Source organism: Enhygromyxa salina, assembly GCF_002994615.1.
GTDB lineage: Bacteria > Myxococcota_A > Polyangia > Nannocystales > Nannocystaceae > Plesiocystis > Plesiocystis salina_A.
In genome coordinates, this window is the sequence record NZ_PVNK01000156.1 from 24,616 (window position 1) to 47,285 (window position 22,670).

17 protein-coding genes are annotated in these 22,670 nt (G+C 70.0%); 15 read left to right on the forward strand and 2 right to left on the reverse strand.

What is annotated here, in order from left to right:
- The first annotated feature begins 21 nt into the window (after positions 1–21).
- From ENSA5_RS17045 to ENSA5_RS17065, 5 genes are all read left to right on the forward strand, one after another.
- Positions 22–1,320 carry a FecR domain-containing protein gene (locus ENSA5_RS17045; RefSeq protein ID WP_181197847.1) on the forward strand — a complete coding sequence of 433 codons (1,299 nt, stop codon included), beginning with the start codon at positions 22–24 and terminating at the stop codon, positions 1,318–1,320.
- A complete protein-coding gene (locus ENSA5_RS17050) occupies positions 1,317–2,402 on the forward strand; it encodes a hypothetical protein (protein WP_146155794.1) in 1,086 nt (361 codons plus the stop codon). The genes ENSA5_RS17045 and ENSA5_RS17050 overlap by 4 nt, the downstream gene beginning before the upstream one ends.
- A gap of 191 nt (positions 2,403–2,593) precedes the next feature.
- A complete protein-coding gene (locus ENSA5_RS17055; protein ID WP_106392731.1) occupies positions 2,594–4,303 on the forward strand; it encodes an FG-GAP repeat domain-containing protein in 1,710 nt (569 codons plus the stop codon).
- Between the two features lie 171 nt (positions 4,304–4,474).
- Positions 4,475–6,181: an FG-GAP repeat domain-containing protein gene (locus ENSA5_RS17060; protein WP_106392732.1), complete on the forward strand. Its 1,707-nt coding sequence runs from the start codon at positions 4,475–4,477 to the stop codon at positions 6,179–6,181.
- Positions 6,182–6,359: 178 nt separating this feature from the next.
- Positions 6,360–7,394: a 3-oxoacyl-ACP synthase III family protein gene (locus ENSA5_RS17065; RefSeq protein ID WP_106392733.1), complete on the forward strand. Its 1,035-nt coding sequence runs from the start codon at positions 6,360–6,362 to the stop codon at positions 7,392–7,394.
- Between the two features lie 48 nt (positions 7,395–7,442).
- Here ENSA5_RS17065 and ENSA5_RS17070 read toward each other — a convergent pair whose 3' ends face one another.
- Both ENSA5_RS17070 and ENSA5_RS17075 read right to left on the reverse strand, forming a co-directional pair.
- Positions 7,443–8,336, reverse strand: coding sequence for a DNA-3-methyladenine glycosylase family protein (locus ENSA5_RS17070; protein ID WP_106392734.1), 894 nt, complete (start codon positions 8,334–8,336; stop codon positions 7,443–7,445).
- Positions 8,333–11,872 (reverse strand): carbamoyltransferase C-terminal domain-containing protein, encoded by a 3,540-nt coding sequence (locus tag ENSA5_RS17075; protein ID WP_181197848.1) that lies wholly within the window; start codon positions 11,870–11,872, stop codon positions 8,333–8,335. The genes ENSA5_RS17070 and ENSA5_RS17075 overlap by 4 nt, the downstream gene beginning before the upstream one ends.
- 108 nt (positions 11,873–11,980) lie before the next feature.
- Between ENSA5_RS17075 and ENSA5_RS17080 the strand changes: the two genes are divergently transcribed.
- The 10 genes from ENSA5_RS17080 to ENSA5_RS17125 all read left to right on the forward strand — a co-directional run bounded on the left by ENSA5_RS17080 (position 11,981) and on the right by ENSA5_RS17125 (position 22,668).
- Entirely contained in the window at positions 11,981–12,895 is a 915-nt protein-coding gene (locus ENSA5_RS17080; protein WP_106392736.1) for a radical SAM protein, read from the forward strand.
- A gap of 913 nt (positions 12,896–13,808) precedes the next feature.
- Complete coding sequence (locus tag ENSA5_RS17085) at positions 13,809–15,458, forward strand: radical SAM protein (RefSeq protein WP_106392737.1); 1,650 nt, start codon at positions 13,809–13,811, stop codon at positions 15,456–15,458.
- A gap of 9 nt (positions 15,459–15,467) precedes the next feature.
- Positions 15,468–16,046: a hypothetical protein gene (locus ENSA5_RS17090; RefSeq protein WP_106392738.1), complete on the forward strand. Its 579-nt coding sequence runs from the start codon at positions 15,468–15,470 to the stop codon at positions 16,044–16,046.
- Positions 16,043–16,909, forward strand: coding sequence for an HTTM domain-containing protein (locus ENSA5_RS17095; RefSeq protein WP_106392739.1), 867 nt, complete (start codon positions 16,043–16,045; stop codon positions 16,907–16,909). The genes ENSA5_RS17090 and ENSA5_RS17095 overlap by 4 nt, the downstream gene beginning before the upstream one ends.
- A gap of 20 nt (positions 16,910–16,929) precedes the next feature.
- The gene (locus tag ENSA5_RS17100; RefSeq protein WP_106392740.1) at positions 16,930–17,703 is read left to right on the forward strand and encodes a DUF4178 domain-containing protein; all 774 of its coding nucleotides are present in this window, start codon (positions 16,930–16,932) and stop codon (positions 17,701–17,703) included.
- 21 nt (positions 17,704–17,724) lie between these two features.
- On the forward strand, positions 17,725–19,041 hold the full coding sequence (locus ENSA5_RS17105) for a DUF4178 domain-containing protein (protein ID WP_106392741.1): 1,317 nt from the start codon (positions 17,725–17,727) through the stop codon (positions 19,039–19,041).
- A gap of 12 nt (positions 19,042–19,053) precedes the next feature.
- Positions 19,054–19,254 carry a hypothetical protein gene (locus ENSA5_RS17110; RefSeq protein WP_106392742.1) on the forward strand — a complete coding sequence of 67 codons (201 nt, stop codon included), beginning with the start codon at positions 19,054–19,056 and terminating at the stop codon, positions 19,252–19,254.
- 2 nt (positions 19,255–19,256) lie between these two features.
- Entirely contained in the window at positions 19,257–19,487 is a 231-nt protein-coding gene (locus tag ENSA5_RS17115; RefSeq protein ID WP_106392751.1) for a DUF350 domain-containing protein, read from the forward strand.
- On the forward strand, positions 19,488–21,098 hold the full coding sequence (locus tag ENSA5_RS17120) for a polyamine aminopropyltransferase (protein WP_106392743.1): 1,611 nt from the start codon (positions 19,488–19,490) through the stop codon (positions 21,096–21,098).
- A 112-nt stretch (positions 21,099–21,210) separates the two neighbouring features.
- A complete protein-coding gene (locus ENSA5_RS17125) occupies positions 21,211–22,668 on the forward strand; it encodes an NAD-dependent succinate-semialdehyde dehydrogenase (protein WP_106392744.1) in 1,458 nt (485 codons plus the stop codon).
- The last annotated feature ends 2 nt before the right edge of the window (positions 22,669–22,670 follow it).

Below are 22,670 nucleotides of genomic sequence, written 5' to 3' on the forward strand. Positions count from 1 at the left end.
AACGCGAATCATAATTCGAGTTTGCGATTGCTGGACGCTGTCCGTGAAGAGCAAGTCCAGGCCCTGCGCCTCGACGACGCCAACGAGCACGCCCGCGCTCGCGCCCGGCTCCTCCAGGCCATCGATCAGATCGATCGGGGCGGCCGGGCCGACCGGGTCGGCGCCGAGGGGCGAGCGGCCCAGCCCGCCAAGCCCTCACGCGCCGGCTGGCGCTGGGGCCTCGGCGCCGTGGCTGCGGCCGCGTGCGCGCTCGCTGTCGTGTTCGCGTGGCCGAGCGAGCGTCCGCTCGAGTTCCAGGTCGACGGGGTCGAGCTCGCCGCCAATCAACAAACCCAGGTGATCCACGCGGGCGCGCGCAGCCGCGCGCTGGCCTTCTCCGACAGCACGACGATCGAGCTTTCGCCGGGCGGGCGCATGTACATCGACGAGCTGCGCAGCCACGGCGCGAGCGTGGTGCTCGAGACCGGCGAGATCGCCCTCGCGGTTCACCACGAAGACGACACCAGCTGGCAGGTCGCCGCGGGTCCGTGGACGGTCCACGTGACCGGCACCCGCTTCAGCGTCGCGTGGGAGCCGAGCGCCCAGAGCTTCCGCGTCGCGGTTGTCGAGGGCTCGGTCCGCGTCGAGGGTCCCGAAGGCGAGACCGCGGATCTCCGCGCTGGCGACACCCTGATCCGCGAGCGCGGCGAGGCCACGAGCGAGCCCGAGGACCTCGGGGCCGACGACACCAACCTCGGCCCGCGCCCGATCGACAGCGAGCCGGTCGCCGTCCGAACCGAGCCGCAGACCGGGACCGGCGACGGCGCGGCCGCGAGCGAGACCGAGACCAAGCCCAAGCAAGCGGCGCCAAAGCCCCCGCGCTGGGACGAGTACTTCGCCAACAGCGAGTACGCCAAAGCCTGGGACGCGCTCGCCGAGCTCCCCGGCGGCATCGAGGGCGAGGCCGAGCAGGCGAGCGCCGACACGCTGCTCGACCTCGCCGACGTCGCCCACTACACCCGGCACAGCCACGACGCGCGCAAGCTGCTCGAGCAGCTCCGCGAGCGCTTCCCCGGCAGCGACGAAGCCGGCGAGGCCGCGTTCGCGCTCGGGCGCCTCGCCGCCAACGGTGGGTCGCAGGCCAAGGCCGCGACCTGGTTCGAGCTCTACCTCGACGAGCGCCCCCAAGGTTCGCTCGCCGGCGACGCGCTCGCGCGGCTGATGGACAGCTACGACGCGCTCGGGCGCTCGGCCGACGCCAGCGCGACGGCCACGCGCTACCTCGACCGCTTCCCCAGCGGCCCCCACGCCGGCAAGGCCCAGAAGATCGTCGCGCGGTGAGACCAACGCGCCCGTCGAAGCCGCGCGCCCCTGCGATCGTCGTCGCGGGGGCGTTGGCGATCGCGCTGGTCGGCGTGGCCCCCGTGGCCTGGGCTGGACCGCCCGAACACCCCGACTCCGTCCCCGCGCGCGACGAGCTCGTGCTGACCCGGATCGTCCCGGCCGACGACAGCGTCGCCGCTCGCTTGCGCGCCGAGCTCGGGGTCATTGGGCTCGAGACCGAGGACCTCGACATCTCAGCCGAGGCGCCGACCCTCGGCCCCGAGCTGCTCGATCGCCTCGCGCCAGCCGGTGCCAGCGCGGCGATCGAGATCGCCTTCGGGTCCGGTCATGTCGACGTCTGGGTCGCCGACGGCAGCACGGGCAAGACCCTCACGCGCCGCTTCGATCTCGACCAGGCCGAGCCGCGCACCCTCGCGATCGCGGCGGTCGAGCTGCTTCGGGCCTCGCGCCTGGAGTTCGCGCCCCCGCCAGCCGCCCAACACTCGACGGACGACTCCAGCGAGCAGGCGACCGAGCGCGAGCGACCGCCCGGCGACGAGGGCCCGAACCCGCCCGATCGAGCGATGCGCGGCTCGCTGAGCCTCGCGCCCATGATCGGCGGCAGCCCCGGCGGGCTCGGGCTCTCGACTCACACCGAGATCGCGGGTCGCTGGGCACCGCGCGAGCGCTTCGCCCTGCGGATCGCGCTGTGGGTTCCGACCCTCGGCAACCGCGTGGCCAACGAGCAAGGCGGTGCGCGCGTGTTCGTTGGCATGGCCTTCGTCGAGCCGCAGCTGCGCCTGCCCGGCGGCGCGCCCTGGTTTCACCCGGAGCTCGGCCTCGGCCTCGGCGCGGCCGTGACCGGCATCGTCGGCGAGGCGAGCGAGGGCCTGCGCAGCAACACCACCGCGCTCGGCAGCTTCGCGGCGCACACCCACGTCGGGCTCGGCTTCGAGATCGTTCCGCGGCTTTGGGTCCGGGCCGATGGCTACGTCGGCATCTTGCAGCCGCAACCTCGCGTGATCTTCATCGATGAGGTGGTCGCGCGGCTGGGCATGCCCTTCGCGTCTGGATCTCTCGGCGTCGAGATTTGGATCTGAGCGCGGTTAACTGTCGAGGGCGTAGTCAGGCATACAACCAAAACGTGCTATCGGGCTAACCTGCTCCGTCTGTGCTTTATACCGCCGCAAAAACAGCGGATCAAAGTAGTTTTGCGACCTGTCACGCGGTGGTCTATCGATCTTATACTCGTAAAGTGAATTGCGGCACCAGGTCGCAATTAACCTGCTCGATGAACGCCCCCCTCGCACGTGGCTCGCTGCTGCTGACCTCGCTCTTGGGCCTCGGGGCGGGCTGCACCGTCGACGGCTACGCGATCCTCGAAGGCGACGTGAGTGAGGACACGGGTGAGAGCTCGACCACGGGCGCAGACACGGACCCGGGCGAAGACGAGAGCGACGAGGGCTCGAACCCGGGCGGGCTGCTCGACCTGCCCGAGGACGAGCTCCCGATGCAAGCGGGGGTCTGCATCGTCGCGCCCGATCAGGTCGACGGCGCGCTGCCGTGTGAGCTCGAGCCCCCGAGCGAAGTGATCGCGCCGGTCACCGCGTGGACCTGGACCGGGCCCGGTGGTGAAGACAGCGTGCTCGTGACCCCCCTCGTCGCCAACCTCGACGACGACAACGACGACGGCTTCGTCGACCTCTGCGACCACCCCGACATCGTCGTCGCCGCGGTCGATCTTCCCCCGGGCAAGACCGACGTCTGGCCCGCGGGTCACCTCCACGTGATCGACGGGGCGTCCGGCGCGACCTCGAGGGTCATCCCCACGCCGATCGACGCCGCCGTGAACCCTGCACTCGGTGACCTCGACGGTGACGGTGTCCCCGAGATCGTCGCGCTCCAGGCTCAGGGACCCAACAGCCCCCACAACATCTCCGAGCGCCGCCTGATGGCTTTTCGGGCCAACGGCGAGCTGCTGTGGGCCGGCCAGCACTGGTCCGCGTCGCGCGGCGGCGGGGCCCTCGCAATCGCCGATCTCGACAACGACGGCAGCCCCGAGATCCTCGCGCCCGAGTACGTCGCGTCCGCCAGCGGCGAGCTGTTGTGGGCCCCCAGCAACCCCGCGCGGGCCTACTCGATGCCGATCGCCGTCGACCTCGATCTCGACGGCGACCTCGAGGTCATGTTCGGCGGCACGGCCTACGAGCACGACGGGGTCAAATTGTTCGACACGCCGACGGTCCCCCAAGATCGCGGCAGCGTCGCGGTCGCCAATTTCGACGACGACGAGTTCCCCGAATTTTATGTCCAGTACGGCGGCGACCATGCGATCTTCGAGCACGACGGCGCCTTCAAGACCCTGTGCCCGACCGGGACCGCCGAGATCGCCGGCGCGGGCGGCTACCCCGTCGCCATCCACGACCTCGACGGCGACGACCAGGCCGAGCTGCTGTTCGGCTACGAAGACAGGTTCTACGTGCTCACGGTCGAGGCCGACAGCTGCTTCGTCAAGTGGTCAAAGAAGACCGACGCGCTCAACGGCCTGTCGAGCGGCACCTTGTTCGACCTGCTCGGCGACGGCCACGCGGAGGCCATCTACGCCGACCGCTCCCACATCAGGCTGTATTCGTCGACCGGTGAGCTGTTGTTCCAGGCCGACCACAGCGCGCGCGAGAGCATCGCCAACCCCATCATCGCCGACGTCGACGGCGACGGCGCCGCCGAGATCCTGGTCGTGTCGAGCGAGCCCGTCGCCGGCGACGATCCAATCGACGCGAACCCAACTTTGGTCCTGCTGGAGAACGCCGACGACCGCTTCGTACCGACCCGTCGGATCTGGAATCAGCACACCTATCACCAGAGCAACGTTACCGAGGACGGACGCATACCCGCGTTCGAGACGCCACACTGGAAGTCCGACAATGGCTTCCGCGCCAACCGCCGCGCCTACCCGAGCGATCAATGCATCCCCACGCCGCTCGAGTCGAGCGGACCGTGATCCTGGCAAGATCCATGACGACCCCGTCGGGAAGTGGCCAATTGTACCCCACTATCCCACTGTCCCACTATCCCACTGTCCCACTATCACTGTCCGTGAATTAATCGCGACCGAGGTCGAGCTCGAGCCGTCGCGTGCGGGCCCGTTGAGCGCTATCATTCAAAGCTGCTGATGTCTGGCCCTCGAACCGCGTCGTCGCTGATCGCCATCATCGGCTGCGCGTGGGTGAGCGGCATCGCGGGCTGCACCGTCGACGGCGTCGCGATCTTGCCGGGCCAGGCAGAGGGCGCCGAGAGCGAGACCGAGGGCAGCGGCGGCGAGGGCACGGGCATCAGCAACGACGACACCGCAGACAGCGGCGACTCGGCTGGCGACGGCGCAGCTCCCGATCTCCCCGAAGGTGGCACCGAGTCCCACGAAGCGTGCGGGCTCGTCGACGCCGGCATCGACGCCCCGCTCCCCTGTGACCTGCCCCCGGTCAGCCTCAGCTTGGATCCCGTCATCACCTGGACCTGGACCGGGCCCAACGGCGAAGACAGCGTCATCGCCACGCCCCTGGTCGCCAACCTCGACGACGACGACGGCAACGGCGTCACCGACCTGTGTGACAAGCCCGAGCTCGTGGTCCTCGCCGTCGACCTGCCCGCCAACAAAATTGACCCGCTCCCCGCCGGCCACCTCTACGTGCTCGACACCGCGACCGGCGAGACCGAATTCGTGATCGATCACCCCCTCGACGCCACCGCCACGCCCGCGCTCGCCGACCTCGACGGCGACGGCGTCGTCGAGCTGCTCGCGTTCGAGCGCAGCGAAGAGGTGCTCGGACAGCCCGGCGAGCGCCGCGTGGTCGCGTTCGAGGCCGACGGCTCGCTGCTGTGGACCAGCGAGACCTGGGTCTGGTCCGAGGGCGGCGGCGGCCTCGCGATCGCCGACCTCGACGCCGACGGCAGCCCCGAGCTCCTCGCCCCGGAGCACGTGCTCCACGCCGACGGCACCTTGTGGTGGGCGCCCCAAGACCCGCCGATGTCGGACTCGCTGCCCGCCGCCGCCGACCTCGACCTCGACGGCACGCTCGAGGTCTTGTTTGGCCGCAGCGTCTACGCGGCCGACGGCACCGAGCTGTTCGAGCTCGCGGTCCCGGGCAACAAGAACACGGGCGTCGTCGCGGTCGCCAATTTCGACGACGACGAGTACCCCGAGATCTACATCCAGAGCTTCACCCATCGGGTGTTCGAGCACGACGGTGAGCCCAAGGCCAACTGTGGTGTCGGCGGCGGCAACAAGGGCTTGCCCGTCGCGATCGCCGACACCAACGGCGACGGTCGAGCCGAGGTCCTCACCAAGCAAGGCCCCTGGTACCGAGCCAAGACCCTCGACGGCAACTCCTGTCAGACCCTGTGGTCGGTCAAGATCGCCGACGCGCCCGCGTCCGCGGGCACGGCCTTCGACTTCCTCGCCGACGGCGGCGCCGAGGCGATCTACGCCGACCGCGAGTGGGTGCGGATCTTTGACAGTCAAGGCTTCGCCCTCGCCGAGTTCGAGCGTGACGCACGACCCTCGATGGCCAACCCGATCGTCGCCGACGCCGACAACGACGGCGCCGCCGAGCTGATCATCGCCGCCAGCGAACCCGAGGACGGCGACGACGATCTCGGCGCCCGCGTGAGCATCATCTACGTCGAGAACGCCGACGATCGCTTCGCCCCGACCCGACGGATCTGGAACCAGCACGCCTACCACGCGACCAACATCCGCGAAGACGCCACGGTCCCGGCCGAGCAGTCGCCTCACTGGCAGCAAGCACAGAGCAACAGCTTCCGGACCAACACCGCGCCGAGCTTCTCCGGTTCGCTGTGCCAGCCGCCCGCTTTCGATTGAGCCCGCTCGCGTAACGAGGACCGCGAGCCGATGGTGCGAAGCCTCGTGCACATCCGCGCGCAACCACTGCCGGCCCCCGAGCGAAGAACGAGCGAAGGGCCGCGCAGCGACCGTGCGTGGCAGAGTGCACAAAGGCTGCAGGGGGCATATAACTTCGGTCCCCCCAACGGACGCTTTCGTGACTAACGCCTACATCTCGGGAACCGGGTTTTACGTGCCGCCGCGCGTCGTGACCAACGACGACCTCGTGCGCGAGTACAACATGGAGACGAGCGACGAGTGGATCCAGCAGCGCACGGGCATCCGCGAGCGTCGCTTCGCCGCCGACGGGGTCGGGTCCGCCGACCTCGGCGTCGAGGCCAGCAAGATGGCACTCGAGGCCGCTGGCGTCGACCCATGGGACCTCGACATGATCGTGTTTGCGACGCTCTCGCCGGAGCACTGCTTCCCCGGCTCGGGCGTCTACATGCAGGAGAAGCTCGGCCTGTGCGCCGGGCCCAAGCTCGCCTACGTGCCCTGCCTCGACATCCGCAACCAGTGCTCGGGCTTCCTCTACGGGACCAAGGTCGCGAGCGCGCTGATCCAGTCGGGTCAGTGTCGGCGCGTGCTGCTGGTCGGGGCCGAGACCCACTCCCACGCCCTCGACCTCTCGACCCGCGGTCGGACCGTAGCCTCGCTCTTTGGTGACGGCGCCGGGGCGGCCGTGTTCGAGGCCACCGATGAGGACAAGGGCGTGCGCGGGGTCTGGCTCGGCGCCGACGGCTCCAACGCCGACGTGCTCGCCCAGCACATCTGGGACATCCGCAAGTCCCCCTTCGTCGAGCTCGACGACGAGGGCTACGGCCACGTCCCCCCCCTGACTCTGTTCGCCCAGATGGACGGCAAGACCGTGTTCAAGCACGCCGTCACCAAGCTCGCGGGCGCGCTGATGCAGGCCCTCGGCGAGACCAAGACCGAGATCGAGGACATCGATCTCTTCGTGCTCCACCAGGCCAACAAGCGCATCAACGAGTACGTCGCCAACAAGCTGCTGAAGGTGCCCGAGCACAAGGTCGTGCACAACATCGAGCGCTACGGCAACACCACCGCCGCGACGATCCCGATCTTGCTGGCCGAGTCGGTCCGCGACGGAACCCTGAAGCCCGGCATGAAGATCGCCCTCGCGGCCTTCGGCTCGGGCTTCACCTGGGGCTCGGCGATCCTCGACTGGTGAGGGACTGGTGAGGGACTGGTGAGGCACCGGTGAGGCACCGGTGAGGCCTCAGGGGCGTACGCCGCGGATGCGGGGGCCGAAGCGGGGCGCGTGGACGCCCGCGGCCCACAACAGGTGGATCACGCGGAAGCGTTGGCCGCGGTAGGGCTCGAGCAGCTCGACCATGCGCGCGTCGTCGCCACGGGGCTCGCGGGCGAAAAACCACGAGATCATCGACGGCAGGACGTAGTCACCGAGCGGGACCGCGTCGTGGTGTTGGAGGCCGTGGCCCTGGACCATCGCCCGGGTCCACGGGCCGACGCCGGGGAAGGCCTCGAGCCGGGCGGCGAAGGTCTCGTGTGGGAGCGAGGCCCAGCCGCGGATCCGATCGGCGCGCGCGGCCAGACCGAGCGCGGTCTTGGCTCGCTTGCGGTCGAGCCCGAAGCCGGCCAGATCCGCGCTCGTCAGCGTGCCCCACTGCGCGGCCGACAGGGGCAGGCGCAGGTCGAGGGGCCCGGGCGCGGGCGAGCCGTGGGCGCGCAGCATCTCGACCTGACTGGTGACCGCGTCGCGCCAGGCCACGCGCTGGCGGATCACGCACCCGACGAGGAGATCGAACACGTCGAGGGTCCGACCACGACGCACGCCGGGCAGCCGACGCTGGACCCGACCAAGCTTGCCCTCGAAGGCTGGCGCTCGATCGTCGAGGCCGAGGTGGCGCGGGAGCTCGTCGAGCAGCCACCTCCGTCCGGGCCCCCAGGCCTCGGCCTCGACGGCGCCCGAGACGAGCGCGAGCCGAAAGCTCACCGCGCCGTCCGGGGTCCACTGCGCGCGCAACAATTCACCGGGGCTCGGCCGCCGCAGCGTTGGGTTGGCGCGGCCGAGGTCACCGAGCAGCAGCGTGTGGCCGAGATCGAGGGGCCGATCGAGGGCGAGACGGCGGACGCTGCTCGGGCCGGTCATCGCCTGCCGACGCGCCGGAGCTGCTCACGCCGAACGAGGCAGTCGCCGAGCACGATCGCGTCGGCGCCGAGACCGACGAAGCTGCGCATCGCCTCGACCGGGTTGCAGACGATCGCCTCGCCGCCGCGGTTGAAGCTCGTGTTGACGACCATCGGCACGCCCGTGCGCTGCTCGAAGGCCGCGATCATCGCGTGGTAGCGCGGGTGGTGCTCGGCGTGGACGACCTGCGGGCGGGTGCTGCCGTCGGCGTGGACGACAACGGGGATCTGATCGCGCTTGTCGGGCCGCACGTCGACGGCGAACAACATGAACCGGCTGTCCCAGTCCTGGACGAACCACTGGCCCTGGCGCCCGGCGAGGACCGAGGACCCGAAGGGCCGCCACGCCTCCCGCGACTTCATGAGGTTGAGCCGGGCCTTGAGCGCCTCGTCGCGCGGATCGGCGATGATGCTGCGCCCGCCGAGCGCCCGCGGCCCGAACTCCATCGGGCCCTGGAACCAACAGATGATCTTGCCAGCCGCGAGCAGCTCGGCCGTCTGCCCGCCGACGTCTCGCATCCGCGTAAAGGGCACGCGCATGCGCTCGAGCGCGCGGACGATCGCGTCGTCGGACCACGAGGGCCCGAGGTGGGTGTGGCCGAGGCCGAGGCGGGGGAGCTCACCGGTCAGCTCGCGGTGGCCGATGACCGCCGCACCGATCGCGGTCCCGGCGTCGTTGGCCCCGGGCGGGACGTACATGTCGGCCGGCGAAAAGCGATCGCGGAGGGTCCCGTTCATGCGGCAGTTGAGCGCGACCCCACCGCACAGCGCGAGCCTCTGGTCGCGCAGGTCGGCGCCCGCGTGGCGGGCGAGGTAGCCGCCGACCGTGGTCTCGAGCGCGAGCTGGATCGAGGCGGCGAGATCACGGTGCTCGTCGCGGATCGGCTCGTCGTAGGCCCGGGCGTAGCGCTCGAAGAGCTTCTCCGTCGCCCACTCCGAGAGCACCGGCTCGTGGTCGTGATTGAGTGACATGCACGCCGACAGATCGATCGTCGGCTCGCCGAGGGCCGCGAGCGCCATCGTCGAGCCCTGCCCGTGGCCGCCGAAGCCGAGCACGCGCGTGACCGTCTCGTAGACCCCGCCGAAGGAGCAGTCCGGCAGCCACGGGACCGCGTCGACGACCTCGAGCTCGTGCCCCTCGGCCCGCCAGATCGTCGCGGTCTCGTAGTCACCGCGGCCGTCGATCGAGAGGATCCAGGCGTCGTCGAAGTCCGAGAGCCCGTAGACGCAGGCCGCGTGCGACATGTGGTGGGGCACGTGCACGATGCCGTTCGCGCGCAGGACCGGCGGCGGGCGCCAGCCGCCACCGCCGACGAAGCTCTCGCGATAGCGAGCCGGGATCCCGTTGACCGCGACGAGGTCGACCTCGTCCATGGTCAGCCCCGCGGTGCGCAGGACCGCGTCGATCGCCCGCGGCGGCCACGACTCCTCGAGCCGGAGGCAGGCGTCCGAGGACAGCGAGGTCCCGGGCCGCTCGGGGTGCCTCCAGGTGTAGTGGCGATCTCGGGCGAGGCGCTCCTCCTCGACGGCGCTGACGAGCTCGCCGTCGACGAGCAGCGCGGCGGCGTGCTCCATCAGCGTGACCGTCGCGAGTCCGAGCACGACGCTGGGCTTGCGTCGGACGACCGCCGGGGCCCCGGCCGCCGCCGCCGTCCCGGGCCCCGAGCCGGCCGCGTCCGCGCGGGGGTCGAGGTCGGCGGGCGGCTCGACCAGCTTGCCGGTCAGCGCTCGCGGCCGCGCGCGCCGTCGGACCGAGCGCACGAGCTCGGCCTCACGCATCAGCAAGGGCCCGGGGATCCCGGCGTCGTCGTTCGTGAGGGGGCGCAGCGCACCGGTCTCGCAGCGCTCACAGCACAGCTGGCAGCGAATGCACGCGGCATCGTCGATGACCGGGCGCAGGGGCTCGCCGCGCAGCTCGATCGCGTTGGTCGGACAGATCCGCGCGCAGTCGCCAGCCCCGACGCAGCGCGCGTCATCGACCCACAGCGTGCGAAGATCCTCGAGCCCGGTCCGCCCCCGCGCGAGCGTCGGCCGCGAGTAGGGCTGGAGGTCGACGCCGTCCAGGAACGCGCTCGCTAGCTCGGGCGCGACCTCACCGGTCGCGAACAGGGCCTGCACGTGGCCGACCCGCGCCCGCTCGACCCCCGCGATCAACACGGGCTCGTGCTCGTCGTCGCCATCCAAGAGCGAGATCCAGCCCTCGGCCTCGACCGAGCTCTCGGCGCTCGGATCGCCGACGGCCACGACCCCCTCGACCTCGCCGGTCCAAAACATCTCCGAGGCGCGCGCGCGCTCGCTTCGAAGCTCGACCGCGACCTCGCCCGCGACCCCCTCGACCTCCTCGCCGGTGCGGGCGTCGACCAGGCGGATCCGCTCGACGCCCGCCGCCCCGCCGGTCATGGCCTCGCGCCAGGCCGCGCGCCGGGCCTCGGACCCCGGCTCGCCGGCCCAGACCACGACCACGCGCCCGGCGTGGCCCCCACGCTCATCGATCACGCGCCGGCCGGGCAACTCGACGCCCGGCTCCACGAAGGTGACGGCCTCCGCCGCGACGCCGAGCTCGATCGCCGCGAGGATCGTGGCCTCGGCCTCGGCTCGATCGCAACCAGGCACGAGCGAGATCTTCATGGAGAAGGTGCCGTCGGGGCTGAAGCGGACCTGATACGCGAACACCGGGAGCGTGGTGAGCAAGTCGTGGAGGTCACCCGTCTGCAGATCGGGGCGCTCACTCGACCCGAGCGGCGTCGCGGACACGCCGAGCTCGAGGCCCGGTTGACCTGCGCGGCTGGCCTGCTCTCGGCCCCACACTGGCGCCGCGGCCATGGCACCGTCGGGGCCCGCGCGCCAAGCCTCGACCAGACCCCACTGCCCAGGCGCGATCCGTTCACCATTGCGACCGAGGACGCCGAGCGACTCGGCGGGGCGGATCCGAATCAGGAGCTCACCGCGCTTGGGGGCGATCGCCAGCCACCCACCATCCTTTGCGCGCAGGCCCTCACCGACGAGAGCCCCGAAGCGCTCGTGGAGCCGCGAAGCTGCGGCCGGCAACACCGGAAGCTGATCGACGACCAGCGCGCGCGCGTCGAGCTTGACGCCGTGGCGCTCGACCAGCCGCGCGAGCGCCCACAGCTGACCGGCGTCGCCCGTGACCACGAGCTCGCGGGTGCTCAGCTCGATCAGCAGCCGCGTGTCCTCGAGCGTCTCGAGCTCACAGTCCAGCGCCAGCGGCTCGCCCCCGGGTCCGCACAGCGCCACGCTCGGCCCGGCGCCGAAGCTCAGCACGGTGACCTCAGCCTCGCGCTCCTGCAGCCCGAACGAGGCCAGCAGCTCTGTCCGAGCGAGGGCCACGCGCCACTGCGCGAGCTCGTTGGCGCCGTCGAGCGCGGGTGTGGGCGCAGCCCCCGCGGACGCCGGGTCTGCGAGCGCGAGCGCGTGAGCCTCGAGCTGCGCGCGACCGGGCAGCGCCGAGATCTTCGCCGACGTCGAGAACCTCTCCACCCAGCTCATGAGAGAAGTTCCTGCCTCGACCTGGGTGCCCACCGCATCTGGGTTGGGACCATAACACCGGGGTTTGACCAAGGTCCCCGACAACATCAGGATGTCACGGTGGCCCGCGTGATGCTGCGCTTGACGACCCAGTGCAACAGCGCCTGCACGCACTGCACCGTCGCCGACGTCGAGGCCCACGAAGCACGCGACGCCAGGCAAGCGCTCGGCGAGATCGTCGAAGCCCGCAAGCGCGGCTGTGATGAGCTCGTGATCATGCGCGGTGAGCCGACCCTGCGCCCGGAGCTGGCCAAGCTCGCCCAGGCCGCCCGTCGGATCGGCTACCGGCTCGTGCAGATCCAGACCAACGGTCGACTGCTGTGCTACCCCGACTACCTCGACCGCCTCGTGCGCGCCGGCGTCGACTTCTTCGAGGTCTCCCTGTTCGGCGCGCGCGCCTCGACCCACGACGCGATCTCGGCCGACGAGGGCGCCTTCGATCAGACCGTCGCCGGCCTCCGGCTCCTGGCCGCGCGGCCGCAGCTCGGCCACCTCGTCACGATCGCGGTCCTCGCCGCCAACCTCGACGAGCTCGTTGCGATGGTCGAGCTCGTCGCCGAGCTCGGGCTCGCGCGGGTTCAGCTCAATTTCACCCGCCCCGTGCGCGTGGACGGGCGCTGGCGGACCGAGGTCCTCGCGCGCCTCGACGACGCCGGCCCCGCGATTCGCGCCGCACTGCGCCGCGCCCGCGCCCTCGGCCTCGCCGCCTCGACCGAGGCCGTCCCGCTGTGTCAGCTCGATCCCGAAGACCGCGCCGCCGCCGAGACCGCCCGTGACTTCGTCGACGTGCAGGTCGTCGATCTCCACCGCCGCCACGCGAGCTTCGCCGATCACCACCGCCAGGTCCGCCCACACGCCCCGCAGTGCGCCGAGTGTGCCCTCGCCCAAGTCTGCCCAACGACCTGGGCCGCCTACCAGGAGCTGTTCGGCACCAACGAGCTCCGAGCGCTCAACAGCGCCGACGGATTCCTTTAGACCCCGGCTCCTTTAGACCCCCCCGACCATCTGCGACTCTGCCACGCACGGCGGGTTCCTTTAGACCCCCCCGACCATCTGCGACTCTGCCACGCACGGCCGCAAGCGGCCGGTCGCTCGGTCGCTGCGCTCCCTCCCTCGGTGGGCTGGTATGAGCTTCGCCGTGGTCTCCGTGGCCCCCTAAAGGGGGCTCCTTTAGCGCCCCCAAGCGTCTGCAACTTTGCCATGCATGGCCGCCGAGATGCCCCCCAGCGCTTCGGAGCGGGGTCACCCCCCGCAATGAGCAGAGCGCAAGAAAGGCTGGAGGTGGTCCGAGTTCGGGGTATCGCCGTACGAAAAGCACCTTCGACGCCCACCCGACCGACATGGCGATGTCGCACCAAGAGCCTTCCGCACCCCAGATGGAGAGGCGACGCCCCGAACTCGGACCTCCTCCAGCCTTGCGCGGACCCCAACGGCCAAGACTCAGCCTCATCAACGAACGATGGAGACGCGACGCCCCGAACTCGGACCTCCTCCAGCCATGCGCGGATCCCCAACGGCCAAGACTCAGCCTCATCAACGAACGATGGAGACGCGACGCCCCGAACTCGGACCTCCTCCAGCCATGCGCGGACCCCAACGGCCAAGTCTCAGCCTCATCAACGAACGATGGAGACGCGACGCCCCGAACTCGGACCTCCTCCAACCATGCGCGGATCCCCAACGGCCAAGACTCAGCCTCATCGACGAACCTCCTCCGCGCGTCGCCCGCCCCATGGACACAGAAAACTGCGTTGGACCCCCTCGAGGGGTCCACGCAGCCCACCGAGCGAGGGAGCGCAGCGACCGGCCCTGCGTGGCAAAGTCGCAGACGGTCGTGGGGGTCGAATGATCTTCTTGCTAGCATCGCCCGACCGCCGCGTCCTTCACCATGGAACCCACCGAGCGCTTCGAGATCCAGCTCAGCCACGTCTGCAACAACCGCTGCGTCTTTTGCGTGAGCGGGCAGATGACCGAGCTCCGCATGGCCAAGCCGACGCCGCTGCCGGAGGTCAAGGCCAAGTTCGACGAGGCCGCCGCTCGCGGGATCACCAAGGTCACGATCATGGGCGGCGAGCCGACGATCCACCCGACCTTCTTCCCGACCGTCGAGTACGCGCTCGAGCTCGGGTTCTCGACGATCGTGATCTTCACCAACGGCGTGCGCCTCGACAAGCAGGCGTTCATCGATCGGATCATGGCCCTGGGTAAGGACAAGCTCCAGTGGCGGATCAGCATCCAGGGCTGGGATCGCGAGACCCACGACTTCACAACCAAAAAGCCCGGCGCCTTCGACCGGATCATCGCCGGGCTCGAGACCCTGACCGAGCTCGGCCAGTTCATCTCCTGCAACATGTGCGTGGTCGAGCAAAATTACCGCTCGCTCGCCAAGCTGCCGGACATGGTCACCAAGTACCCGATCCGCCAGGTCCACCTCGACATGGTCCGGCCGCGGGACTCGGGCGTGCGAACCGAGGACTACCTCGACGGGATCATGCCCGACTACGCCGACCTCGGCCGGGTCATGCGCCAGATGTTCGAGGGCCTGGCCGCGAAGGCGCCGGGCTTCGACATCAACATCGGCAACCTGCCCTTTTGCCAGCTGCCCGACTGGGCCCACCGCATCCACCACGGCGGCAACAAGACCTACACGGTCTCGGCCGAGGGCCCCGGCAAGCTCTCGGTCGTGGCCTGGGACAAGTACGAGGACAAGCGCAGCGACAAGCTCAAGCTCGACTCGTGCGGCTCGTGCGTGTTCGAGCGCCGCTGCGACGGCTTCTTTGGCCTCTACGCCAAGCGCCGCGGGACCGAGCAATTCACGCCCGTGAGCCGCGAGAAGCTGCGCCGCAGCGACCCCGAGCAGCGCACCTTCATCCATCAGATCGACGCCGCGCTCGTGGCCATGGTCCGCGAGCGCTTCGGCGGCTGGCACCTGCACAGCGCCGACGACAGCGAGTTCGATCGCTGGGCGCGGCAGACCTGGGCTCACGAGGACGGCGGGCGGGCCAAGCTGCTGTTCTTGCCCCGCGACGCCGAAGGTGGCGGGGACGCCGAGCACCGCGACTTCGTGGTCCGCGTGGACTCGTGGACCAAGGCCGACGAGGGCCAGATCCTCGCGCTGCTCGGCGGCGTCGTCGAGCGCATGGCCGGGGTCTTGGGCGGCGAGCTCCGAGCCAGGCCGAGCCGCGAGCGCTTCGCCCGGCGCCGCGGGCTGCCCGAAGACGAGCAGGGCATCGCGCCGATGATCCGGGCCGGGCTCCACCGCATCGCCGCGCACCGGACCGAGCACGGCTCGATCCTCGGCTGGCAGATCGACAGCAGCGTCGGGCGTGGCGAAGGCGCGAGCGTGGTCTTCGCCGGTCCCCGGGGCGCGCGCGCCAAGCTCCACCTGTCGCGCTCAGCCGAGGGCAAGGTCTCGGGCAAGTGGGAGTTTGGTCGCGGCAACGAGCAGGCCAAGCGGCAGCTCGCGCTCGCCGTCACCCAGCTGCTGCGTCCGAGCTCGCAGCGCCCGGCCGCCGCGACCCGCTCGCCAGCCCGGTAGGAGCGACCCGTGGTCGCATCGGCCGATGACGGAGCCCCCCGCCCCCGGATCCGCGATCGCATCGCGGTCGCGGGCTTCCTGATCCTGTTTTTGATCCCGATGTTCGCCCGCTCGACGGTCGCCCAGCGGCCGCTGCCCGGGGCCCCGGAGCTGCTGACCAAGCTCCACAACATCGCGTGCCTGTTCACCCACAAGCCGAGCGCCTGGGGCAGCTACTACGTCCAGGTTCGCTACCCCGAGCGACCGAGCTGGGAGACCCTCGACCAGGCCGAGCTGTTTCCGCTTCAGCCCTTCGGCCGACGCACGCGCATGCATCGGCTGCTGGTCGCCTGGCGCGGCAAGCCGAGCCCCAAGACCGAGGACATGGCCCGCTGGATCGTCGAGCGCCACGCGTCCTTGCACCCCGAGCTGCCCCTGCCCGAGGCCGTCCGCTTGACCCGCGCGTGGATGATCCCGAGCCGCGATGATCCGCCCGAGCAGGGCTGGCGCCACCCGACCTGGCTCGAGGTCCCGCCCAAGCGCCGCCGGGTGATCGCGGTCTACCTCGTCGAAGATCTGCTCGAGCACCGAGCGCAGGAGGCCGAGTGACCCGCGCCCGCGAGCTGCTGACCCGCGCCCGCGCCAGCTGGACGGGCTTTTGGCACGCGCCGATCGACGCCGCCCCGCTCGCCGCCTTTCGCCAGGCCTTCGCGTGGACGATGCTGATCTACTTTTTGGCCTGGGCCCGCAACGCCGACGAGTGGCTGACCGACGCGGGCTACCACCCCTCGCTGGCCGTCGATCCCGTCAACGGGCCGCAGCTGCCCCTGATCCCGAGCGCGGCCCTGCCCTTCGTCGGCGCGCTGTTCTTCGGCTGCCTCCTGGCCTACATCTTTGGCTACGGCCGTCGGGTCGTCGTGTGGGTCCTGGTCGCCGCGGCCAGCTACACGGTGATGGTCGATCCGATCTCGGCCTTCACGATCAACCGCCTGTTCGTGATCGGCCTGTTCGTGCTCGCGATCGCGCCCGAGCCGACACCGGGCAAGGACGGCGAGCCCCCGACCCAGCGCGCCTGGCCCACGCGCATGCTCCAGCTCCTCGTCGTGACCCAGTACTTCGCGTCGGGCCTGTGCAAGGCGATCCACGGCGACTGGTGGGGCGGCGAGGACGTGCTGTGGATGCAGATCCAGGGCATCTACATGACCGACGCCGCCGCGTGGATGGTCCGGACCCTGCCCGACTGGGCCTGGACCGTGCAGCAAGAGCTCGCGCTGTGGTTCGAGCTGCTCGCGCCCGTGCTCTTCCTCGTCAAGCGGCTGCGGCCGCTGGCCTTCGTGCTCGGCCTCGGGCTCCACTTCGTCGTCGCCGTGACCATGGATCAGCTGATCTATTTCAGCCTGCAGATGGCCTGCTTTTACCTCCTGTTCGTGCCGCCCGAGTGGGCGCGCAAGTTGACGCCTGGTGTGGCATAGTCGGCTGGCCCGCCTCGCCCATGTCCCCGAACGAGCACCACGATCCCCACGCGCAGATCCATCATGGCGCGGGTCCGCACCAGCAGGGTCAGTACCAGCAAGGCGGCAACCAGCTCAGCAGCGGGCAGCCGGTCTTTTGCCCGGAGTGCGGGGCCCCGGTCAACCTGCGCGGGACCGCGGTCTCGGCCGTGTGCGAGTACTGCGACAGCACCGTCGTCCGGTCCGGCGTCGACCTAAAATTGATCGGCAAGGTCAGCGCGCTGATCGACAACGGCAGCCCGATCCTGCTCCACTCCAAGGGCAAGTTCGACAACCTGCCCTTCGTCGTCGACGGCCGGCTTCAGGTCCAGTACGAGCGCGGGACCTGGAACGAGTGGTTCCTCAACTTCGCCGACGGCACCATCGGCTGGCTCGCCGACGCCCAAAACCAGTACTCGATCCTCAAGCCGATCGATCCCAACCAGGTCGCCGGGCGCGTGCCCAGCTTCCACGACTTTCACCCCGGTCAGCCCTTCCGCATCGCCGGGCGCACGGTCGTCGTCGTCGATCGCCGCGGCGCGGGCTACAAGGGCGCCGAGGGCCTGCTGCCTTTTCAGGCCGTCCCGGGCATGCAGTTCTTCGGCGTCGATCTGCGCGGCTACGCCGAGGAATTCGTGACCCTCGACTGGGGCAACGATCCCAACCATGATCAGCCGGTCCCCTTCGTCGGCCGCGCGGTGAGCCTCGCGGAGATCGGCCTGTTCCCCCTCCGCCGCTTCGAGGGCTGGCCGCCAGCCCAGCCGCCGCGGGCCTGAGCCCGCCACCCCGGAGTATCCGTGAACCAGCAGGCGCCACCGACCAAGCTGTTCCGCGAGGAGGCCAAGACCGGCGCGATCCAGTGCCCGGCCTGCGGCGCGCCGATCACCTTGCACGGGTTCGGGGGCGTCGAGCAGATCGCGTGCTCCTACTGCGGGACGATCTGCAAGCCCGAGGAGGGCGGCAACCTCGACATCGTCCAGCAGGCCCAGCGCCAGCGGCGAGAGTCGGTCCTGCCCCTGCACAAGCGCGGTCAGCTCGATGGTCACACCTGGGAGATCATCGGCATCATGTGGCGCGAGGTCGTGTCCGAGGGCGTCGCCTACCCGTGGCAGGAGCTGCTCCTGTTCAACCCCTACGAGGGCTACCGCTGGCTGATCTATCAGCTCAACGACGGCGTCTGGAGCCTCGGCGGGCCGCTGCCGGGCGCGCCCGAGGTCCAGCCCGGGATGCAGCCCGTGGCCAAGTGGCGCGGCGAGGACTACAAGCACTTCACCACGGGCAACGCCCGCGTGACCTACGTCGAGGGCGAGTTCCCGTGGCAGGTGCTCGTCGGTGACGTCGCCCAGGCCAACGACTACGTGTGCCCGCCCAACATGATCTCGGTCGAGGTCCAGCACGGCGAGCACGGCAGCGACGTCAACTTCACGCAGATGCGGCCGATCGAGCCCGCCGAGGTCTGGGCCGCGTTCCAGATGCCCGGCTCGCCGCCGCCCCAGCACGGCATCCACCCGGCGGCGGTCAACCCCTACACGACCCATTTTTACTGGATCGCCGCGATCTTGCTCTTCGTCACCTGGATCGTCGCGCTGATCGCCTACGCGAGCGCGCGCGACGACGAGCTGATCTACAGCGGCTCGCTCGAGCCCGGCGAGGTCATCACCGAGGAGATCGAGTTCGGCGAGCGCGGCGAGCAGTCCCCGCTCGAGTTCGAGCTCATGGCCTACGGCATGAGCAACTCCTGGGCCTTCGCCAACGTCATGCTCGTCGACCTCGAGTCCGAGCAGGCGACCGGCGTCGGCCTCGAGGTCGACGCGTGGAGCGGCGTCGAGGGCGGGGAGTCGTGGTCCGAGGGCACCAACCCGCGCTCGCAGATCGTCGGCGGCGTCGAGGGCGGGAAGTACCTGCTCCAGGTCGAGGTCCAGACCGACACCGCGGGCGACGTCGCCGACACCCTCAAGCTCACGATCAAGCGCGACGTGCCCTTGACGCGCTACATGTTCCTGCCCCTGTTTTTCATCACGCTGTTCCCCTTGCTCAACCTCGGCCGCAAGCTGGGCTTCGAGACCAAGCGCTGGGCCAACAGCGACCACGCGTCATCGTCCTGGGAAGAGTAGGAGTCCGATCTCATGCTACTGAAAGCCAGCTACATCCTGCTGTCGACCGCGAGCCTCGGGCTGCTCTTGTTCGAGGCTCCGCGCGGCGCCCTGCTCACCCGATCGCCCGATCGAGGCAAGGTCGAGCGCCAGGACAAAGCCACGCCCACGGGCAACGTCACCATCCGGCGGCCCTATTTCGTGTTCCTCGGCGGCTACCACGGAGGTAAGTGATCATGTTTCTGCTCGCCAAAGAAATCGTCGACCTGGCCGCGATCGCGTCTGCGGCCATCTACTCGGTCCTCGGGCTGCTGATCTTCGGGCTGTTTTGGCTGCTGATCGTGTGGCTGACGCCCTTCTCGATCCGCAAGGAGATCGAGGACGACCAGAACACCTCCCTCGGCATCATCCTCGGCGCGGTGATCATCGGGATCTCGCTGATCATCAGCGCCGCCGTCGCAGGCTGAATGACCGACGCCCCGGAGCCGGAGCCCCCGGCCGCTCGAGCCCCCCCGGTCCCGCTGCTGCTGTTCTCGGTCCTCGTGGTCGCGACCTGCGGCCTCGTCTACGAGCTGATCACCGCGACCATGGCCAGCTACTTGCTGGGCGACTCGGTCACGCAATTCTCGCTCGTGATCGGCGTGTACCTCAGCGCGATGGGCCTCGGCTCGTGGCTGAGCCGCTTCGTCGAGCGGCGCCTCGCCAACCGCTTCGTTCACGTTCAGCTGCTGATTGCGATCGTCGGCGGGTTCTCGGCGCCCGCGCTGTTCCTGGGCTTCGCGGTCCTCGACACGATTCGGCCGCTGCTGTTTGCGATCTTGATCATGATCGGGACGATGGTCGGGCTCGAGATCCCGCTGCTGATGCGGCTGATGCCCGGCAAGCAGGAGCTCAAGGATCTGGTCGCGCGGGTCCTGGCCTTCGACTACATCGGGGCGCTGCTGGCGAGCATCGCCTTTCCGCTCGCGCTGCTGCCGTGGTTGGGGCTCGTGCGTACGAGCTTGCTGTTTGGAACCTTCAACGGCCTGGTCGCGCTGTGGTCGGCGCGGGCGTTTCGGCATCAGCTGGTCCGGCCGCGGCTGGTCACCGCCCAGGCCCTGATCGTGGTCGCGATCACGGGGTCGTGCCTGGTGGTCGGGGGCCAGATCGAGACCTTCGGCGAGCGGCAGCTCTACGAGTCACCGGTGATCTTCTCGCAGAAGACCCGCTACCAGCGGCTGACGATCACCCGCTGGAGCGACGACATTCGGCTCTACATCGACGGGAACCTGCAGTTCTCGAGCGCGGATGAGCATCGCTATCACGAGAGCCTGGTCCACCCCGCGTTCGCGGCCCGCGAGCAGCTTGCGAGCGCGCCCGCGCGGCGGGTGCTCGTGCTCGGCGGGGGCGATGGCCTCGCGATCCGCGAGCTCCTGCGCTACCCCGCGATCGCGCAGATCGATCTGGTCGATCTCGACCCAGAGATGACGCGGCTGTTCCGCGAGACGCCCGCGCTCACCGAGCTCAACGGCGGCTCGCTCGCCGACGCCCGCGTGAAGGTCCACAACGCCGACGCGATGCGCTGGCTCGAGGACCAGCGCGAGGCCGCCCGCGACGAGCCCTGGGACATCATCGTCATCGACCTCCCGGATCCGAACAACCTCTCGCTCGGGAAGCTCTACTCGCGGGCCTTCTATCGCCTGGTTCGAGCCGTGCTCGCGCCCGACGGGGTCGCGGTGATCCAGTCGACCTCGCCCTACCTGTCGCCGCAGGCCTTTTGGTGCGTCGTCGAGACCGTGGACGCGGCCGACCTCCACGCCCTGCCCTATCACGCGCACGTACCGAGCTTCGGGGATTGGGGGTTCACGCTCGCGGCCCGCAGCCCGATCGCGCGGCCCGAGGGCCTGGCCTTCGAGCTGCCCGAGCCCGAGGCGCTGCGCTTCTTGACGCCCGAGCTGGTGCCCACGCTGTTCGCGTTCCCGCTCGATCAGCGGCGCCGCGAGGTCGAGATCAACCGCCTCGATACCCAGATGCTGGTTCACTACTACGACCAGGATCTGCACAGCTTCGGGCCGCTGACGCGCCGCGCGGGCAGCTGATCGCCAGCGCCCCGACCGCCGAGCCCGCGCGGACACCGGGCCGCCTTGCGTGATCGGTGATCCCGAATCGAGCTACAGTGTTCGCAGACGGCAGACGGCAGACGGCAGACCGATGACCCCCGTACAGACACGCAACCTCATCGACGGCGAGTGGAAGACTGCCCCTTCGGGCGCGACGCTCAACGTGACGAACCCGGCCACGGACGAGCTCATCGCCGAGGTCCCCGACGCGGGCGCGGAGCAGGCCCGGGCCGCGATCGCGGCGGCTCGGGCGGCGCTGCCCGCCTGGCGAGCGCTGCCCGCTGGCGAGCGAGCAGAGCCCCTCGCCCGGCTCGCCTCGCTCATGCAAGACAAGCACGAGGAGCTCGCCACGCTCTTGACCCGTGAGCAGGGCAAGCCCCTCGCCGAGGCCCGCGGCGAGATCAGCTACGCGGCCTCGTTCATCACCTGGGCCGCCGAAGAAGCCAAGCGCGTCTACGGCGAGACCGTGCCGTCCTCGCGCCCCGACCAGCGCATCCTCGTGCTGCGCCAGCCGGTCGGGGTCGTCGCCGCGATCACGCCGTGGAATTTTCCGTCGGCGATGATCACCCGAAAGCTCGGCCCGGCCCTGGCGGCCGGGTGCACGATGATCGTGAAGCCAGCGGAGCAGACCCCCCTGTCGGCCTTCGCGATCGGCGAGCTCGCCCTCGAGGCAGGGATCCCCGCCGGGGTCCTCAACGTCATCAGCGGTGACGCCGCGACGATCGCTCAGACGATCTTCGCCGATCCCACGGTCCGCAAGGTCTCGTTCACCGGCTCCACGGAGGTCGGACAAAAGCTCATGGTCCAGGCCGCCCAAAACGTCGTCAGGCTCTCGCTCGAGCTCGGCGGCCACGCGCCCTTCATCGTGTTCGACGACGCCGACCTCGACGCCGCCGTGACCGGGGCGATCAAGAGCAAGTTCCGCAACGCCGGTCAGACCTGCGTGTGCCCCAATCGCTTCTTCGTCCAGGCCGGCGTCTACGACGAGTTCGTCGCCAAGCTCGCCGCTGCGCTCGAGCCCATGCGGGTCGGCGCCGGGCTCGACGAGGGCGTCGCTATCGGCCCGCTGATCGACGACGCCGCCGTCGCCAAGGTCCGCGACCACATCGACGACGCCCGCAGCCACGGCGCGACGTTGCGCCTCGGCGGCGAGATCTTCAGCCCCGGCCCGGGCCTGACGCAGCGCTTTTGTCGCCCGACGATCGTCGAGGGCGTCGACGCGTCGATGAAGCTCAGCCACGAAGAGACCTTCGGTCCGGTCGCGCCGATCCGGCGCTTCACCCACGAGGCCGAGGCCATCGAGCTCGCCAACGACTCGCCCTACGGCCTCGCCTCGTACTTCTACACCCGCGACGCCGCGCGACTGTGGCGCGTGGCCGAGGCGCTCGAGTACGGCATCGTCGGTGCCAACGACGGGGCCCCCTCGACGGCCCAGGCACCCTTCGGCGGGGTCAAGATGTCGGGCTTTGGCCGCGAGGGTGGCCGCTACGCGATGCACGAGTACCTCGACGTCAAGTACGTCTCGATCGGTCTCTCGAAGCCGATTTGATA

Excerpts from the sequence above, each read along its gene's own strand:
- ENSA5_RS17055 (WP_106392731.1), top strand. The coding sequence starts at position 2,594 with ATGAACGCCCCCCTCGCACGTGGCTCGCTGCTGCTGACCTCGCTCTTG.
- ENSA5_RS17060 (WP_106392732.1), top strand. The coding sequence starts at position 4,475 with ATGTCTGGCCCTCGAACCGCGTCGTCGCTGATCGCCATCATCGGCTGC.
- ENSA5_RS17070 (WP_106392734.1), bottom strand. The coding sequence starts at position 8,336 with ATGACCGGCCCGAGCAGCGTCCGCCGTCTCGCCCTCGATCGGCCCCTC.
- ENSA5_RS17085 (WP_106392737.1), top strand. The coding sequence starts at position 13,809 with ATGGAACCCACCGAGCGCTTCGAGATCCAGCTCAGCCACGTCTGCAAC.
- ENSA5_RS17100 (WP_106392740.1), top strand. The coding sequence starts at position 16,930 with ATGTCCCCGAACGAGCACCACGATCCCCACGCGCAGATCCATCATGGC.
- ENSA5_RS17110 (WP_106392742.1), top strand. The coding sequence starts at position 19,054 with ATGCTACTGAAAGCCAGCTACATCCTGCTGTCGACCGCGAGCCTCGGG.
- ENSA5_RS17115 (WP_106392751.1), top strand. The coding sequence starts at position 19,257 with ATGTTTCTGCTCGCCAAAGAAATCGTCGACCTGGCCGCGATCGCGTCT.
- ENSA5_RS17120 (WP_106392743.1), top strand. The coding sequence starts at position 19,488 with ATGACCGACGCCCCGGAGCCGGAGCCCCCGGCCGCTCGAGCCCCCCCG.
- ENSA5_RS17125 (WP_106392744.1), top strand. The coding sequence starts at position 21,211 with ATGACCCCCGTACAGACACGCAACCTCATCGACGGCGAGTGGAAGACT.